Origin of the sequence: Vibrio sp. 1874 (genome assembly GCF_033344395.1) — a bacterium.
Classification (GTDB): Bacteria; Pseudomonadota; Gammaproteobacteria; order Enterobacterales; family Vibrionaceae; genus Vibrio; species Vibrio alginolyticus.
Window position 1 is genome coordinate 763896 of the sequence record NZ_JAWPOR010000002.1, and the last position, 17396, is coordinate 781291.

Annotated in this window: 15 protein-coding genes and 1 pseudogene; 8 read left to right on the plus strand and 8 right to left on the minus strand. The window is 43.6% G+C overall.

Going from position 1 to position 17396, the window contains the following annotated elements:
- Window positions 1-255: 255 nt before the first annotated feature.
- The 3 genes from R8N46_RS07290 to R8N46_RS07300 all read right to left on the minus strand — a co-directional run bounded on the left by R8N46_RS07290 (window position 256) and on the right by R8N46_RS07300 (window position 4266).
- Entirely contained in the window at window positions 256-465 is a 210-nt protein-coding gene (locus R8N46_RS07290) for a YgdI/YgdR family lipoprotein (protein ID WP_005376349.1), read from the minus strand.
- A gap of 136 nt (window positions 466-601) precedes the next feature.
- The gene (locus tag R8N46_RS07295; protein WP_213972199.1) at window positions 602-3010 is read right to left on the minus strand and encodes a VolA/Pla-1 family phospholipase; all 2409 of its coding nucleotides are present in this window, start codon (window positions 3008-3010) and stop codon (window positions 602-604) included.
- A gap of 20 nt (window positions 3011-3030) precedes the next feature.
- Entirely contained in the window at window positions 3031-4266 is a 1236-nt protein-coding gene (locus tag R8N46_RS07300; RefSeq protein ID WP_005376347.1) for an outer membrane protein transport protein, read from the minus strand.
- Window positions 4267-4688: 422 nt separating this feature from the next.
- Here R8N46_RS07300 and R8N46_RS07305 point away from each other — a divergent pair, with 422 nt between their 5' ends.
- A complete protein-coding gene (locus R8N46_RS07305; RefSeq protein WP_005376346.1) occupies window positions 4689-5717 on the plus strand; it encodes a site-2 protease family protein in 1029 nt (342 codons plus the stop codon).
- Between the two features lie 81 nt (window positions 5718-5798).
- Here R8N46_RS07305 and R8N46_RS07310 read toward each other — a convergent pair whose 3' ends face one another.
- A complete protein-coding gene (locus R8N46_RS07310; protein ID WP_155487280.1) occupies window positions 5799-6587 on the minus strand; it encodes a M48 family metallopeptidase in 789 nt (262 codons plus the stop codon).
- Between the two features lie 201 nt (window positions 6588-6788).
- On the opposite strand from R8N46_RS07310, the gene R8N46_RS07315 reads away from it, so the two are divergent.
- The 5 genes and pseudogenes from R8N46_RS07315 to cutA all read left to right on the plus strand — a co-directional run bounded on the left by R8N46_RS07315 (window position 6789) and on the right by cutA (window position 9835).
- Window positions 6789-7223 carry a hotdog fold thioesterase gene (locus R8N46_RS07315; RefSeq protein WP_005376340.1) on the plus strand — a complete coding sequence of 145 codons (435 nt, stop codon included), beginning with the start codon at window positions 6789-6791 and terminating at the stop codon, window positions 7221-7223.
- A gap of 6 nt (window positions 7224-7229) precedes the next feature.
- A complete protein-coding gene (locus R8N46_RS07320) occupies window positions 7230-7463 on the plus strand; it encodes a DUF3389 domain-containing protein (protein ID WP_005376338.1) in 234 nt (77 codons plus the stop codon).
- Window positions 7464-7542: 79 nt separating this feature from the next.
- Complete coding sequence (locus tag R8N46_RS07325) at window positions 7543-9252, plus strand: SgrR family transcriptional regulator (RefSeq protein WP_053307684.1); 1710 nt, start codon at window positions 7543-7545, stop codon at window positions 9250-9252.
- Window positions 9236-9488 (plus strand): annotated as a pseudogene (locus tag R8N46_RS07330) (hypothetical protein). Before R8N46_RS07325 ends, R8N46_RS07330 begins: the two are co-directional and overlap by 17 nt.
- 14 nt (window positions 9489-9502) lie before the next feature.
- Window positions 9503-9835, plus strand: a complete 333-nt coding sequence (cutA, locus tag R8N46_RS07335; RefSeq protein ID WP_005376332.1) for a divalent-cation tolerance protein CutA — start codon at window positions 9503-9505, stop codon at window positions 9833-9835.
- Here the strand turns inward: cutA and R8N46_RS07340 are convergent.
- Window positions 9797-10393 (minus strand): DUF2238 domain-containing protein, encoded by a 597-nt coding sequence (locus R8N46_RS07340; RefSeq protein WP_005376330.1) that lies wholly within the window; start codon window positions 10391-10393, stop codon window positions 9797-9799. The genes cutA and R8N46_RS07340 overlap by 39 nt on opposite strands.
- A 242-nt stretch (window positions 10394-10635) precedes the next feature.
- Here R8N46_RS07340 and R8N46_RS07345 point away from each other — a divergent pair, with 242 nt between their 5' ends.
- Window positions 10636-11475: an isopenicillin N synthase family dioxygenase gene (locus R8N46_RS07345; protein ID WP_005376329.1), complete on the plus strand. Its 840-nt coding sequence runs from the start codon at window positions 10636-10638 to the stop codon at window positions 11473-11475.
- A gap of 128 nt (window positions 11476-11603) precedes the next feature.
- Window positions 11604-12224 carry a DNA-J related domain-containing protein gene (locus R8N46_RS07350; protein WP_005376328.1) on the plus strand — a complete coding sequence of 207 codons (621 nt, stop codon included), beginning with the start codon at window positions 11604-11606 and terminating at the stop codon, window positions 12222-12224.
- A gap of 79 nt (window positions 12225-12303) precedes the next feature.
- Here R8N46_RS07350 and R8N46_RS07355 read toward each other — a convergent pair whose 3' ends face one another.
- The 3 genes from R8N46_RS07355 to fabV all read right to left on the minus strand — a co-directional run bounded on the left by R8N46_RS07355 (window position 12304) and on the right by fabV (window position 17323).
- On the minus strand, window positions 12304-13959 hold the full coding sequence (locus tag R8N46_RS07355; protein ID WP_033907080.1) for an ABC-ATPase domain-containing protein: 1656 nt from the start codon (window positions 13957-13959) through the stop codon (window positions 12304-12306).
- Between the two features lie 71 nt (window positions 13960-14030).
- A complete protein-coding gene (locus R8N46_RS07360; RefSeq protein ID WP_017634164.1) occupies window positions 14031-15944 on the minus strand; it encodes a sensor domain-containing phosphodiesterase in 1914 nt (637 codons plus the stop codon).
- A gap of 179 nt (window positions 15945-16123) precedes the next feature.
- Window positions 16124-17323, minus strand: a complete 1200-nt coding sequence (gene fabV / locus R8N46_RS07365) for an enoyl-ACP reductase FabV (RefSeq protein WP_064354774.1) — start codon at window positions 17321-17323, stop codon at window positions 16124-16126.
- Window positions 17324-17396: the final 73 nt, after the last annotated feature.

The window sequence follows — 17396 nt, forward strand, 5'->3', positions numbered from 1 at the left end:
TATTATCCACTTTATCCTGAGAAATAAAAGGGTGTTAGCGAATTAAAGACTAGATTTTACAATACTCCAACCTGATTAAGGTGAAGATGTAAAATATTCGCTAAATAAATAATACGGAAGTATAAAAGACACTATTAATTGTTTTGGCTTATGAATTGGTTGTGTCAATTTCTACAACGATTACAAGCCTAAAAGAGGTAAATGTAGAGAGAGGGTGGCTAGAACATAGCCCTCTAATTTACAGAGGGCCTGTCGTTAACGTTCGACAATCTGGACAATTTGCTCTTTTGAAATGCTCATTTCTTTACCATCCATGTCTTCATACTCGTACATACCCGTTTCCTCGTTCAGGTCTGGTTTACCGTAAGAGGTAATAATTTTCCCTTCATTTGTCGACATCAGATATTGGCTACTTCCGCATGCAGCAAGAAGTAATACAGTGGCAATAACAGTCAATACGCGCATAGAGTTTTCCTTTTAAACAAGTGAGTTAGGCAAAGACATCGATTTAACTATAGCAGAGGAAATATGAGTGGGTTTGAATACAATTGAAATGAAAAAGCCCAGTAGAAACTGGGCTTTGGTAGGAAGGGTGTTGCGATTACTTCAAAACTGAAGTGTTAGTGACACCTGTTAGTGCGTCATCCATTAAGAAGTCAGTGTTTTCCATCTGCATCTCTACATGATGATCAATATCAGACAAAGTGCCATTTGGCGAAGCAAAAGTACTGTGCGATGCAGTAGCATTAAACTGTACAAAGCTCGCAGTTGCATTCACAGTAGTGTCCGTACTGTTCACAGTCTTCAACCCTAGCTTATTAGCAAGCGGTTCAGTACCCGCGAATGGTGCATTTGGAACGCTGTTTGGTACTGTGCTATCGCCATCCACTTCTGTCATAAAGAATGGTATCGTTAGCGAGCCAGATGCCACTAAATCTGAAGCGTTTGTGAACGGATCGACAGTGTCTAGTGTAGTCTGTGCTGCATAGATAAATTGTGAGAAACCTGCTTCTAGCGCTGCTACTTGAGCTTCCGTTGCCGCAGCCTCAAAAGCTTCGTAACATGTTTTATCTTCTAGATCCGCACATGATGCATCAGCGTAATTCGCATAGTCTTTTGATGCTGCATAAGCGAGGTTATGTTTGATCTGAGGGCCGTAATTGTCTGAACCCAGTAACAAATTACCAATTTGTCCACCAGAGTTCTGTACTGATGCAGAACTAAAGGTGTACAGCGCATCCGCAGAAGGGCTGCCCAATGTATTGTTTGCTGCTGCGACGGCAGATGTAGCTACAATACCGCCAAGTGAATGACCTAGCATTTTGACTTTTGAACCCGTCATTGGGTTGAAGCCTTGCAGAGGACCTCCAGCTAAAAGACCGCCTTGAGCAGATACTACCAAGCTAGCGCGCAAACCTAACACATCCAGAACACTTTGACGTAGGTTGTCACGCGCAACGGCTAAGTTGGAAAGATTTAGATAAGCCAGTACATTCGCATTTGCGGAACGTTGTTCATCTAAGCTGCGCGTACCATGAATAGGTAAGTCAATAGCGATAACTGCCACACCAGCTTTTACCATATTGAACGCGAACGCGTACGCATTCTCTTTCGCTGAGGTGATGCCGTGTTGATAAATCACAACGTCTGTCGCGACGCCAGATTTAGGTGTGAAGACCAGTACTTCGACATCTTCAACCGATTTCACTACGGGAACAGGCGAGTAGCGAGTAATAATACGCTCACTATCAAGCTGGGTACCATCGGTAAGAGTAAGCTTAGCTCCAACAAGTTTTAGCTGCTCTGTAGGATCTGTAGCAAGCTTTGTCACATCAACAGGATCATTTGCAAAAACGCCTGTTGATAGCTGCTGAACCATGTTTGCTTGCTCGTTCGGATCCGCTAATGCTGCGCTTAGCTTCGCTAGGCTTGGCATCGCAGATACCATTGGTTGCATGTTCCAGCTTGCGCCTTTTTCCAAGTAATGAGGCAGTCTTACCACACCTTGTGTCACGCTTACATCGGCACCTGATTGCATGTAAAGGCCTTTAATTGCCGTTTTAGCTGCGTCTAGATCGCTAATGTATTTACTAAAGTCATCGTCAGAGTCTAGCGCAGTGCTAAAGTCTTGGGTTTCACCGAGCGTTATTGTGTAGACCGTTGATAAGTCTACTGAACCTTCGTTTGAGTCATTTTTGTAAACGGTATTTAGTGTGTTTGCGCCAGTAGAAAAACCAGTAGCGGTTACTCCTTTGACTGCCGCTAACGTATCACCTACAGACTGGGTACTGAACCATGAGGAGTAAACGATGTCGTTAGGATTAACTTGAGCTAGACCAAAAATGCCTTCAACCGCCTGAGTGACTGCTTGAACAGAAGCAAGGTCGCCAGTTTCATAAACGATTTCTTTCGATTTACCAGTCGCATAACTTGCTGATGTACCAATTGGCTCACCATTCACGTCAGTAACATCTTGTGTAACCGCAAAAATGTACTCGCTTGACTCATCAAGTGCAGCCAAGAACTGGATGTATAGAGAGCTACCTTTTGCTTGAACTACGTAGTCCTGATTCTGAACGAGTACCTCTTCGATTGGGTTAGATTTACCGTCCCACTCGGTTAAGCGTTGGTTAATCTTGATGACTTTAACACCAGACGACAGCATGCCCGTTGCAAAACCGTCGCCGTTGAAGTTAAGAACGATTGGCATAGACGTTGACCATCCATCCATCGTGTTCATTGAGGCTCTAGGGTTGGTTAAAGCATCATCGCCATCAGTTGGCAGACCAAGCGTACCATCGCTTGTGTCCATTAATAAGTAAGACGGTGCCGGTACATCTGCGTTCGCTCCTTGAAGCGTAAAACTGATGGATGTTTCGCGATCAAGCAATGCTTGGACTTCATCTTCAAATTGAACTTTGTCGGAAGTACCAGAGCTGGAGGTATCATCACCACAACCAGCAAGAAGGATTGCAGAACAAAGCATTGATAATTTAAACGTGTGTTTCATTGGTTTACTCCGTAATCCCATTATTTGAAGGTGTAGTTCATCTGTACCGCGCTGATGTAAGCAGTACCTTCTGAGTCAAACTTAATCTCTTCACCCAGAGCATTTGTCTCAGTGAAAGAGCCTGATTTACTCTTAACAAGTGCAAAGCCTGCATCGAAAGTTAAATTCTCACTCATTGCGTAAGTTAGGCCCGCGCTGTACCAAAAACGGTCACTGTCAGGGATACTCAATGTCGCTTCACCTGCTTGTTCGTCGTACGCAAAGCCTGCACGGAATGTCCAGTCTGTATTAAGTATGTAAGTTGCACCAATGGAGTAGCGATTGTTGTCTTCATATTTCTCAGGTTTAAAGAAACATACTCCGTCATTACATTCGTTACTGGTCGCTTTTAGTTCTTTAAATGTGCTCCAGTCGGTTTGTTGCCAGCCGTAATGTACAGCCCATTGTTCATTCAGTTGATGGAAAGCCGATAATTCGATAATTGAAGGGAGAGAGATTTTTAAACGGCCATCAACTTTTGGTGATGAAGCTCGACCAGAGTCGTAACTACTAAACTCACCGTCATCAAAATCTAGATCAACCTTAGAGCGGTAGCCAAAGCCAAAACGGTTGTTTTCATTTAGCTCAAATAAAGCGCCGACATTCCAACCCCAAGCGAAAGTTTCGCCTTCCATGCCGACAAGGTTATCGGACTTATTACCACCTAAAATACCGGCGAGTGCGCCTTTGTGACGAGTCAGCTCTGCTTCAGCGTATACGAGGTTGATACCACCACCGACACTGAAAGACTCGTTGATACGGTAAGCGACATTAGGGTTGATGTTTACTGAAAGTAGGGAAGTGTCACCCGCCATATCACCTGCGGAAATATCATTTGGATAGTCGGTAGCAACACCGTATGTTGTGAACATACCGATACCCCAAGCCCAGTTATCATTGATAGGGCTGATGTAATAACCTGCTGGCACGATCTGTAAAGGAGCGACATCTTTCGCGTGTTCATTGTTTACAGTGTCGTACACATCGACTTCAGGGTCGATGATAGATAACGCGCCCGAAAATTGAGCTTCTTTGAAAAGTGTCATTGCTGCAGGGTTACGGGCAAGGACGCTGGCATTATCTGCGACAGCCCCTTCACCTGAAAATGCTCGACCAAGACCAGATGCCGAATGTTCAGCTACCTGGAAGCCCGCTGAGTGGGCATTACACGCAAACAATATTGAAATTGTAAGCAGAGAGCAGTGCTTCTTGTTCATCCTTGACCCTCCTAGGGTGTCATAATGCTGGACCGAAGTCCTTGTAATTGTTGTGTGGTACTTACACCAATTGTTAATACGCGAAATACAACGGTGATGTAAATGTAATGTTAATTGTATGTTTAATAACTTGTCAAAGTTTGAGCGTATTTTGCGTTTTAAATATGATGCATAGGTCAAACGATGGCTTGTAAGGGCATGTATTATCGTTATATTTTTGAAGAGAATGGTACGACCAGAATTGTTTTGCGAGCTTTATAGTTAAATAACGATCAAATCAAGAGATAGCTCGCTTTGCGGTTTCTTCACTTCACAGGCATAATTCGCGCTCGCTATGTAGTTATTCAATAGACGCAATAGGAACCGCATTGGAATTACTGAATGTTGAATTTTTAGGTCGTTCGCTAAGGCTCGAAGGATCGATGGCTGGGTGGCAGCAGTTATATTGGGATAATACGTTGGTGTCTCAAATCGATGCCAGTGACAATACCGCAGAGACTTGTCTACACCAGTTTAAGCTCTCTGCGGGTGAGGAAATCCTGAACTGTCATTTGGAGTGTTCTTTAACATGGCAACCGTTTGAATTGAGTTACAAGGTCACAATTAACGGTGAGCTGATCAATGAAGGTTGTCGAAATGAAAAAGACATCGAGCGCCAAGTGCCAGAAGTTACGCCACCATCCGAAAAGCGTTTAAGTGTAATAGGCCTCGTATCTCTTGGGATGAAAGCACTTAAAAGTGCGAAAGTTATTAAAGTGGCGTTAGCGTCTGCAAGTCTCGCTGCATATTCTTGGCTATTTTCCATCGAGTTCGCGCTAGCGTTGATCGCTTGTTTGGTTTTCCATGAATATGGTCACATTAGAGCGATGAAGTATTTTGGAATGAAGACCAAAGGAATCTATTTGATTCCATTCCTAGGTGGTTTGGCGCTAAGTGACGAAAAGATAAACACGCGCTGGCAGGATGTGGTTATCTCAATCATGGGACCATTTTTCGGTTTAGTACTTAGTATTGTTTTTACTTTGCTTTATTGGATGACTGGTGAGGTGATCTTCGCTGGGCTTGCTGTGTTTAACGCCTTGCTAAACCTATTTAATCTGCTGCCTATTTTACCATTAGATGGTGGCCATGTGCTCAAAAGTATTACCTTCTCAATGAATACTTGGGTCGGGTTAGTTGGCAGTATTGCGACCGCTTTATTAGGCATTTTTATCAGTTACTATTTCGGTCTGACGTTGCTAGGGTTTTTATTGTTAATGGGAATGTTGGAAGTGGTGATGGAATGGAGAGCTCGACATCAAAGCCATTTATTGCCATTAACCCGTTATGGGCAGCTATTCTCACTGGCTTGGTACTTGGTCTCTGTCGGAGGTTTTGTTTCTATCATCTGGTATTTTGCCACTCTCGGAGATAGTTTGTTAAGTTTGCCGCTACAGATATTGGGCACTTGATTAGAATCATTAAAAGCTCCCTAGGGAGCTTTTTTATTTGGCAAGCTTAAGTAGTAGACGATAGTAGCAAGTAGCAATGAATTAGCCACATCTTGGTGCTTTCGCGTTATACGCAGGCAGCTTATTTATGGTTGCTTGTAAATCTTTAATGCGCGTACTGTGCGATGGGTGGGTTGAGAAGAATTCAGGTGGTTGAGAACCACCTGATGCAGCACTCATATTTTTCCATAAATCGACACTTTGACGTGGGTCGAAACCTGCTTTTGCCATGAATTCCAGCCCGACAATATCAGCCTCGGATTCCTGAGTACGACCGTATGGCAAGATAACACCGTATTGAACACCGACACCAAGTGCCGCCATCGTCATTTGTTGATACTGTTTGTACTCGGAAGCGCCAATGGCAACGTTTGCTAGAGACAACCCTGCATTTGCTAACTGACTTTGTGAGAGACGTTCATTACTGTGGTCAGCGAGGACGTGAGCGACTTCGTGACCAATGACTGTTGCCAACTGATCTTGGTTTTTCGCGACATCTAAAAGCCCGGTATACACGCCGATCTTCCCACCTGGTAGAGCAAACGCATTGACTTGTTCACTATCAAAAACAACGACTTCCCAGTCTTTAAATCCAGATTGAGCGGGAATGCTGTCAGTGATGTGTTTGGCAACGCATTGAACGTAGGCATTCGTTTTGCGATCTTTGCTGATTGGGATATCTTTCTTCATTTGTTCGAAAGATTTAGCGCCAAGCGATGACATTTCCTGATCTGAAAACATCAGGATCTGGTTGCGACCCGTCGGTGATGCGCTACACGCTGTTAAACCCGCGATAGTTAAAAGAGCAGAGGCTTTCATCCATACCTTCATAACAGGCTCCATTTAATTTTTTGTTTTGAAGCAATAGTATATACCCAAATAGTAACATGATGCATGGATCAAGTTATTCATCTGATTAATAAAGAAGGTGAGATGTTACGTCTTGAAGTTATGCCCAAGTAGCGTCTATGCTAGCTTCCTAGCACATCGTTACAACCTAACAAACCAGTTTGTGAAACTAAGAGTAAAACAATGAGTATATGGAAAAAGCCCGTAAGCATAGAGATTCTGAATGCCACGTCAAAAAATACCCTGATCGAGCACCTACAAATTAAATATACAGATTTCACTGACGACTCCCTTACAGCAACCATGCCCGTATGCAGCTTTACTCATCAACCTTTAGGAATGCTTCACGGTGGTGCATCAGTCGTGCTCGCAGAAACATTAGGCTCATTGGCTGCAAACTTCTCTGTCGATGAGGGCAGCTACTGCGTCGGTTTAGATATTAACGCGAACCATGTGCGAGCCATGCGAAGTGGTCATGTGATTGGTACGGCAAAACCGCTTCATCTGGGTATTTCAACGCAAGTGTGGCAAATCGATATCACTGATGAGCGAGGCCGTTTAGTGTGTACCAGTCGCTTGACCATCGCTGTGAAACAACACAAAACAAAGTCGGTATAAACTAAGATGGTGATTGAGTTTTCATTAGGAAAAATCATTGCAACCCAGCGTGAAATAGTGATTAAGCTCTCCGGCAGTGCAATGGTAACCTTGCAAGCGCAAACCGATGCAATTCAGTTGCTGGGTAGAGGAGCGAACGTTGTTTTATCTCATGGAGCAGAGTGCAAATGGTCTATCAAGCTGGACAACGAGGAACAACTGGCCGAACTTTCGCGAGAAATTGGTATCGATATTCAATAATTTATAGTGTGATGTTTGCACTTTTTGGTAAAAATGAGGAAACTTAGCTTATCGACAACAAGATAAGAATTTCCTCTTTATGAGTAGCCCTCGTTTACGTGTTCAGTTCGAAACACTGTTTGAAAAATTTTCCGGTCACGATACGGACGTTCAGCTCGAAGACATCACCGAAGCGTTGTTTTGTACACGTCGTAATGCTCGTATTGTTCTAAATAAACTTGAAGAAGAGGGCTGGATTGAGTGGCATCCGGCAGCGGGTCGAGGAAAACTTTCGAAACTCGTTTTTAAACGTAATCGAAGCGACGTCAGCGAAAACCTCGCCAGGCGTTATCTCGATGAAGGGAAAATCGGTCAGGCTCTAGATGCGCTTGATAACGATGCGGCACGATTGACGCAGGTTATCCAAGGTTATCTAGGGCTTCAACATCGACAGGGCGAGCAGGTCGTGCGTTTGCCTTATTATCGACCATTGTCGATGTTAAACCCGCAGAAACCGATGCGGCGTTCTGAACAGCACATCGCCAGACAAATTTTTAGCGGACTCACTCGCCTTGATGAAAATGAACAACTTCAACCAGATTTAGCCCACACGTGGGAAGCAATTTCTGATACACATTGGCGTTTTTATCTTCGTCGTGGAGTACGCTTTCATAACGGTGAACCGTTAACAACTAGTTGTGTTCTTGAAAGTGTGCTTGCGTTAAATAGCTTGAACTTGTTTTCTCACATAAAGCGGGTGTCTTCACCACAAGAGTGGACCGTTGATATTGAGCTCGTCCGTCCTGATCGCTACCTTCCTCTGGCTCTGAGTGAGTCGCAAGCAAAAATTTTGCTACCGAGTGCTTTGCGTTCTGAAAGCTTCGATAGACAACCGATAGGGACAGGGCCGTTCCAAGTTAAAATGAATGATGATAAGCGTCTTATTTTGACTGCTTTTGATGGCTACTTTGGTTTTCGCCCTTTACTTGACCAAGTGGAGGTGTGGGTAATCGATGAAGCCTATTCTTCAATGGTTTATCCAAGCCTGTCAAAGCCGAAGATGGATAAACAAGGTTCATCCGATGAAGTCGAGCTGGACCCTGGCTGTACATTCCTATTACTAAACAAAAACACCGGAATTGCAAAAGATCCACGTTGGGCAGAGTTCCTCTCGCAAACCCTCAACAGTCACCAGATTTACGCGCATGTTCCACAAGATAAAGTGATGGAACTGGGAGTATTGCAAGCCTTTGGCCTTAAGCCCGGTTGGATTGATCTCAGGCCAGCGGAAGCGGGCAGCGTACCACAGGCTAATAAGGTAATTTCCGTAGCGTATCAGAAAAAGCATCCGATGTTTCCAGTAGTTGCCAAGGCCATCAAGACACTCTTAAAACCGCACGGTATAGAGGTTGAGTTTATTCGTTATGATTCTCAACCGCCCGCGCCTGAGGAAGTGGATATCTGGGTGAAAGCTATGGGCATTGCAACGAACCGAAATGACGCGTTGGCGGGCTGGCTCCTGGATTACAGTGATATTGAGAAGTTCAGTTCAGGTTACGATTTTAGTGAATGGGCTAAACTTGTCGATCAATGGCGTGCCGGCATGCACACAGACTTTCCTGCGCGTGAGCTAGGACGACAGTTAGTAAAAAGCTGTCAGGTGATTCCTATGTTTCACTGCTGGCTAGGCGTGAATAAAGACCACAGCGGTGCGTTACAAAATGCAAAGTGTAATGCCTTAGGTTGGTTTGATTTTAATAATGTATGGGTCAAACCGGATATAGAAAGTAACCATGGCGAAACCGAATAAAAAACAACCGACGAAAACCGTCGATATCTTTTGCTCTAAATGTAAAACTCAACTATTTAAGTACCGTAAAGGCGGGAAAGGCGCACTGGTTAAATGCTTCAAAGAGCGCATTGTTGACGATTTCACACAAACCCCATGTATTTGCCCCGCTTGCGGACAAGAGTTTGCAAGAGATACTTTAGTAAGAGGAACCCCCCGCTTACAAAATGATTGGCGGCAAAGTGACGATGAAATAATAAAGGGCTAGAAAATGAGTATGAAACATGACTATTGCATGGTTTTAAGTACAACCAGTAATGAAAAAAATCGAGATCAGATCATTAAAGGTTTGCTAGATGCTCAATTAGCCGCGTGTATTCAAACGATGCCTATTGAAAGTCACTATGTGTGGAAAGGGGAGATTTGTACTGACAACGAATGGTTGCTGGTGATCAAAACTCGTCGAGAACTTTATGAATTGGTGGAAGAGAAAATAGAAAACCTGCACGAATACGAGGTCGCTCAAATCGTACAGGTTCCAATTGTTGATGGGTTTAACCCTTATTTAGAATGGTTGAGAGAATCGACGTTGAGCCGACATTAAGAATAACGACAACACTGCACCAACGGTATCGCACAACATATCTTTCTGGGCGTCCCATATGTCACCTTGCGAGCCCAGAAAGGCAATTCCCTCATCGCCACCAGCCAACTCCGCATACCACCATTCGATAATCTCATAGCCAGCAGCAAGTGACATGATAGCAAACAAAGCAAACCAGCAAGAGAACGCTTTGTTGAACCGTTTTTTGTTTATCAAGTATTCAGCGATCGGATATGCGTAAAGGCCAATTGAAAAGTGCGCAACGCGATCAAAATTATTTCGCTCTGAACCAATCATGTCGTTAAACCAGTCAAACGGCACTTCGGAGAACGTATATTTCGCACCGATAGTGTGCAAACAGAGCCAGATGAACATTAAAAAGTAAGCCGTATTACTGAACTGATAGCGAATCGAAATCGCCCAAATAGCAACAAGAATACCAATCGCCGGGATAATCTCCGCAAACCAAACTGCACGTGAGTTAGGTTCCAACGCAGAAAATAAAAACACGATGGCATAAAAAATCGTTAATCCTAAGAGTGTCGAGGTGCTTTTCATAGAGTTATTTGATCCTTCAATTTATCTTACAGTGGGACTCCATAGATTGTGTTAATGATTGCACTTAATTGAACGGTGTGCAATTGATATTTTAATGGGTTTTTTGATCACTGAAAATGTTGATTTATTGGCAAACTGCTCAACATTAAAACGTTTGCGCGTGCACTTTTCATTAAAGTTTGATTTACAACATGCCCATCCATAGAATCCATGATTCAGTCTAATAAAAAAGAAGTAAAGCCATGAAACTGGAAACTGTCGATTATCTTGCTGACGATGCTGCTCAACAGTTCGTTACCTCTCTACGAGAAACGGGGTTTGGTGTGTTGAAAAACCACCCGATTCCACAAGAGCTTGTAGAGTCAATTTACAAAAACTGGCATGAGTTTTTCTGTTCAGATCAAAAGAATGATTTTCACTTTAACGTAGACACCCAAGATGGCTACTTCCCACCTTCTGTGTCTGAAGTGGCGAAAGGGCACAAAGTGAAAGACATCAAAGAGTACTTTCATGTTTACCCTTGGGGGCAGATCCCAGAGCAGCTTAAAGCTGAAATCTTAGAGTACTACGAGCGTGCCAATGCATTTGCTCAAGAGCTATTAGGTTGGGTTGAAGCGTACGCACCTAAGGACGTTCAAGAGAAGTTCTCTATCGCGTTGTCAGAAATGATCAATAACAGTGACAAAACATTACTACGCGTGCTTCACTACCCACCGATGACAGGCGAAGAAGAGCCAGGCGCTATTCGTGCTGCTGCGCATGAAGACATTAACCTGTTAACGGTTTTGCCTGCTGCTAATGAACCTGGACTGCAAGTAAAGAGTAAAGAGGGTGATTGGATCGATGTACCATGTGACTTCGGGAACTTAATCATCAACATTGGTGATATGCTTCAAGAAGCGTCAGGTGGTTATTTCCCTTCAACGACTCACCGTGTAATCAACCCTACGGGTGGCCGTCAAGAAAAGTCACGTATCTCATTACCGTTGTTCCTGCATCCAAAGCCGGAAGTGGTGTTATCTGAGCGCTACACTGCACATAGCTACCTTATGGAACGTTTACGTGAGCTAGGGGTTATTTAACCTTTACGTGATCTCCTTACAAAGGCCGATGGTGAATGACTATCGGCCTTTTTGCATTTATGCTACAAAGTGGAAACTATGTTTTTTGTGCCGTGAATGGGGCCCTAAACTCGTGTCAGAGAGGATGAATGGAAGGACAACGTACTGTCAATAGTATTGAGCCTCATGCAATAGAAAATCCGCTGCTTTGGCCAATGTTAGAAATTCTGAGAAAACAGCCCTCTAATTGGAAAGTGCACACCTTGGCAAGCTCGTTGGGTGAACAAGGTTATATTTCAAAGCTGGACGACTCTCCCGATAAGGATTTATTCAAAAGAAACTTCCTGATCATGAATGCATTATATCAACTGCAAGACACTCTGTATCCGGATAGCTGGCTTCAAGTCGAAGCCATGGATATTCAGCTCATGTCTTCGATGGAAGCTTTGAGGCATAAGATCGATATTCATGATCCTTTGCGTGAGTATTATTTAGATTGGCGCAATTACGAAGCGGACGAAGATGAAGTGCGTCGACTGTTGAATGAATTTTGGACAACTTATCAAAAGTTCATCGGTGGTTCGTCAGTAGCCAGCGTAGATAAGACAAAGGCACTGTCACTATTTGAACTTAACACTGACGCTACGCCTGCGGAAATTAGAAAACAATGGCGAAAACTCGCGCTTCGTTGGCATCCTGATCGAGAAAATGGCGATGCAGAAAGATTTAGAGTTCTTTGTGAAGCGTGGAATGTACTGAGAAACGAATGATTCGCTAAGAATAAAGATAAAGGAAGGCAGCTAACTATAGCTGCCTTTTGATTGAACTGTCTCTGTCAGCGTATCAAAACTAGCATGATGACTTAAACTGAGATTTTCGCATGCGGTTGAGGGCAGCCATAACGTCTAGTGTGCGTGGTTTGGCTAAGTCGCCTTGTTTAGGAAGAGCGGCATGCCACTCACCAGACAGCATTTCTTCAATCTCCTTCGCCGGATGATTACACCAACCTGGAAGTTGAGCAATTTGGAACCATAACCAGCCAATTGTGTTGACTTCATCGGCTGACTCTATCTGTTCCAAAGCGCTAAGATCAGTAAACTCTTTACCAAATCGAAGTGACTCTTTGCCTTTCGCATTCACACGGAACTTGCCGTCAGTCAGAATATTCATCAACGCAACGCGGTTCAGTGCTCGAGGTGGGAAGGTCTGTAAACGTTCTTCTGACTCGTTATGGCGTTGAGTAGGGTGCTGAGCGATAACTTCTTTCGCTTTTTCAGTCACATCAACGGCTTGGTAGTCGTGCATTTGAATGACGGTATCGGCAACGTCTAAGTAGTCGCCCGACCCACCCATAACGATAATGGTAGAGATATCAAGATCATCTCGTAATTGACCAATGCGGTCGACGAGAGGAGTAATTGGCTCATCACCTTTTGCCACCAATGCCTGCATACGCTCATCTCTAATCATGAAGTTGGTAGCAGAAGTATCTTCATCAATCAATAATGTGCTTGCACCCGCTTCAATAGACTCTTGAAGCCAAGCGGCTTGCGACGTTGAGCCTGATGCGTCTTGAGTAGAAAAGTCCGCCGTATCTTTACCCATCGGTAAATGGTTGATGTAGTTCGACAGGTTCAAGTGGTGTACGCATCGGCCATCTTCGGCACGAATCTTCATAGCCTTGTTATCGGCAACAATGTATTCGCGGCCATCTCCTGGAATATGATCGTAAATTGAACGCTCTATTGCATTTAATAAGGTAGATTTACCGTGGAAGCCGCCACCTACGATCAGTGTGATACCTTTTGGAATTCCTAATCCTGTGACATGGCCCTTGTTTGGCGCATGTAAAGTGACTTGTAGAGATTCAGGGGCTTTAAACTCAACGGCTTCTTTCATTGGAAGGTCGCAATTACCTGCAATTCGAGGAAGAATACTGCCGTTTGCGACAAACGCGACTAAGTTATTGGCCTCTAACTGTTCTCGCAGGGCATCTTGGTCTTCAACAACTTGGCAGTGCTTAATTAAAGCGGCTTTGTCGAGTTCACGCTCTAAAGTTGCTCGACGGATAAACTTAGGCAGGTGGAAAGTCAGTATGTTGTTGGCTTTTTTCCCCAATACTGAACGACCTTCAGCCGGTAAGTTAACTCGAAAACGCAGTTCAATACCTTCTTCAGTAAACAACACCGCGGTGCTATCCAGTACAGTTTGGCCTGTCAGTGAAATTGATACTGAGTTTTCTTGTTTAGCAAACTGTTCAAAACTACGCGCAATAAAATCACGTGCACCTCTTTGAAATGCAGGAGACTCGTCTCTTAGCCACTCAAGACCAGTCAAAGACCATGCGCGAGTCGCACGAAAACGTGACGCCGATGCATAAGGGTCACCCTGTACATGATCGATAAACAAAGTGAAATCAGTGAAGTCGTATTGACCTTTGATTTGCTGATAAGCTCGGTAGTTCTGCTTTTCAATTTTCTTAAGCGTGGCAGTCAACTGATCCATGAAGATATTGGCCTTTTAATAGAAGCGGGCGGCGATTATAGAAACCACCGCCCTCATAGTAAAGAGAATGCTTAGGAAGAGTAGGCGTATTGCCCGCCAGAAAGGCGCTGATTAAACAAACTTTGCTCAAATTCATTACAAGGCATAGGTTTACCATAAAGAAAACCTTGTCCGATATCACAACCCTCACCAATAAGAAACTGCTCTTGTTGGTGGGATTCAATGCCCTCGATCACTACTTGGAGTTCCAGTTTTTTTGCAATGTGTATGATTGAACAAATGATCTCGCGATCATCATCTGACTTTTCCATTTGCTGGACGAAGCTTTTATCAATTTTGATGGCATCAAACGGATATTTCTTTAAATAGCTGAACGAAGCATATCCTGTACCAAAATCATCAAGTGACAATGTCACACCTAGTTTATGCAACTTATTTAACGTTGTGCGTGCTACTATTTCATCAGCAATTAGAGCGCTCTCGGTTACTTCGAGTTCGAGAAAGTGTGCTGGCAAATGGAAAGTGTCGAGTAGGTGTTGCACTTGTTCTGCAAAATTTACGTTTTGTAATTGAATGGGAGAAACGTTGACGGCAATTTTGAAGTTATCGATTAACTCAGACCATTGTTTCGCTTTGTCTATCGCGGTACGCAGAACAAAAGAGCCAACTTCAAAGATAAGCCCGTTTTGTTCGGCCATATGTATCAATGCTTCGTTGGAAACGTCGCCAAGTATTGGATGTCTCCAGCGAAGCAAGGCTTCTGCGCCAATCCATTTACGTGTTTTGGAGTCTACTTGAGGTTGAAAGTACAACACTAAATCGTCGTTACGCACTGCTTGTAAAAGGTAACTTTCCAGTTCATTGTGACTATTGAGATCCGCCGAATGATTTTCTCTAAAATAACTAAAAGGTTCGCCGGATTCTTTACATAGAAGCATCGCGTAACATGCATGTTGAAGGATACGCTTAGCATTGCTGCAATCTTTGTAAGCTTGAACTATACCGATATACGTGTGCAAATGTATTTCTGTTTTGTTGAAGACAAATCCATCTACGCTAATTTTAGTGATATCATCTAATAGTTGATTTAACCGAGCTTCAATATCCTCTCCCCAAATCAATAAAACCATGTCATTCGAACTTGGTCTACCAGTGATAAATCCGCTAGCACCGTGTCTGGTTAATCTGGAGTGAAATTCTTTTAAAATGTTGTCAAAGACCTCGAACCCGTGCCTGGTCTGAATACTGCGAGCGTTACTAAAACCAATGTTGATGACCACAAGCGATTGCTGATCACTATCAAGGGACTGTAAGGTGTATTGGACAATGTTCTCAAGTGCAGAGCGATTTAGAAACCCAGTCCCCTGATCATGTGTTTTTTGGTAGCTCACTTGTTTTTCCGCGGCTTTACGGCGATCAATTTCTTGTGTTAAGGAGTAACTTAACTGGGCTAAATCCGTGGTACGATTTTCAATTCGACTCTTTAGCTCGGTGTTAAGTCGCTGAAGTTTATGTTGTTGGTACACAACTGAAAGCTGTGCTTCGATTGAATCTTTGAAAGTTTCAAGCAACTGACGGTAACTATCGTTGTACTCGTTTCTCTCAGAGTCAAGCATACAGATTGTTCCAAATGTCTCCCCATTTGGCCAGAATAGCGGTAAGCCGCAATAAGAAATCATGCCTAGTTTGATGTCTGGGTTATTTTGCCATTCTTCATCTTCAAGCGCATTGGGGATTACAAGCTCGCCTTTCTGTTCTATAACTTGCTCGCAATACAAACCGTTACCAAGCAGCTCTGCATCGCCAGTACGATAAGGATTACCTAGAGTTTCGCTAGATGTATTTACTTCTATGCGATCCGGATGGATACGCATAATTAATGTGGTGGGTACGTGTGTTATTTGAGCCAGTAAGTTGACGATTTCCTGCCAACTTCTTCGCATAGACTCAGGGATTTCGTAGTCTAATGTTTGCAATCTCCCCATATAGGTCATCCTTTACGTGGTTTCACTTCCTGTGAATTAAAAATGCAGACTGCTCTATTTTGTTCTCGCTTTTTAATTAAGTATAGGGTGGCTAGGGCTCGAAACAAAAAAAGTCCTGAAAAGTGTTCAGGACTAGGAATAGTTGTCACATATCTCATCCTTGAAACAGGTAACAAGTATCAAGGCTTAAGCGACATTAACGATTCAATAGAAATGTCTTGCGAATAGTCGACATCTTCAAAGTTAAAGCCATTGAGCTTCATAAACTCATCTTTAAAACCTTGGTAATCACCAATCTCTTTAAAGTTTTCAGCATTCATCTGTTCTAAAAGAGCGTGGACTTCTTGTTGAACTTGCGGTTCAAGTTCCAAGTCATCTATTCGAATCAAGCGTTCGCCGTCAACTGGCACTTTCTCTTGATCGTATAACTTCGTAGTAAACAGCCGCTGCATTTGTTCAATACAGCGTTCGTGAGTACCTTTTTCCTTCATCACTCTATAAAGCGCTAACAGGTAGGGACTTAGCGCAGGGATGAATACACTGGCTTTCGTCACCAACGCCTTACACACGGTTGCGTAAGCACCGCCGTCAAAGTTGGCGAGTTTGAGGTTTAATGAATGACTGGTTTGGTGTAAATCGATTTTCGCTCGACCTAACGTACCATCGAGATAAATTGGGTGCGTAATGTCAGGGCCCATGTAAGAAAAGGCGATGGTTTTGCAGCCGTTTGCGATAGAGTCGTTATTGATGAGTGTGTCAATCCAGCTTTCCCAGTCTTCGCCTCCCATTACTTTAATGGTGGCATTGGCTTCCTCTTCTGTTGCAGGCGTTAAGGTGGTTTCTATCCACTTATCGTTCTCCAGCATGATAGAAGCGCCAGTGACAGGTTCACCAATAGGTTTAATGACACTGCGCCAAAACTCATCAGATTCAGGTTTAGGTCGAACACCGGTTGCCAAGCTATAGATGACTAAGTCAACTTCACCCTCAAAGTACGTTTCAATGGCTTCAATCACTTGATTGCGCACCGAACCAGAGAATGCATCGCCAACAATATTTATTGCGGTACGCCCGGCTTGATTTGCTTCTTGCTTAAAAAAGACGTTGTTATACCAACCCGCACTCCCAACCCCTTTCTCTGAAGGGCCACGCTCAAATGAGACGCCAATGGTATCGGCGTTAGCGCCACCGAACGTTAGGGCTATTCGTGCCGCTAGGCCGAAACCAGAGGAGGCACCAATAATCAAAACCCGTTTTGGGCCTTTTTTGATCTGTGGGGCGTGCTTTACGTATTCAATTTGCTCTTTAATAGATGCATGACACCCTTTGGGGTGCGCAGAGCGAGCAACAACACCTTGAATTAACGGTTCTATTCGCATGTTGTTATCTATCCTCGATGAGTGGAATTGAAAATAGATTAACGTAAAGTTACGTAAAACTTATTGAGCTAGA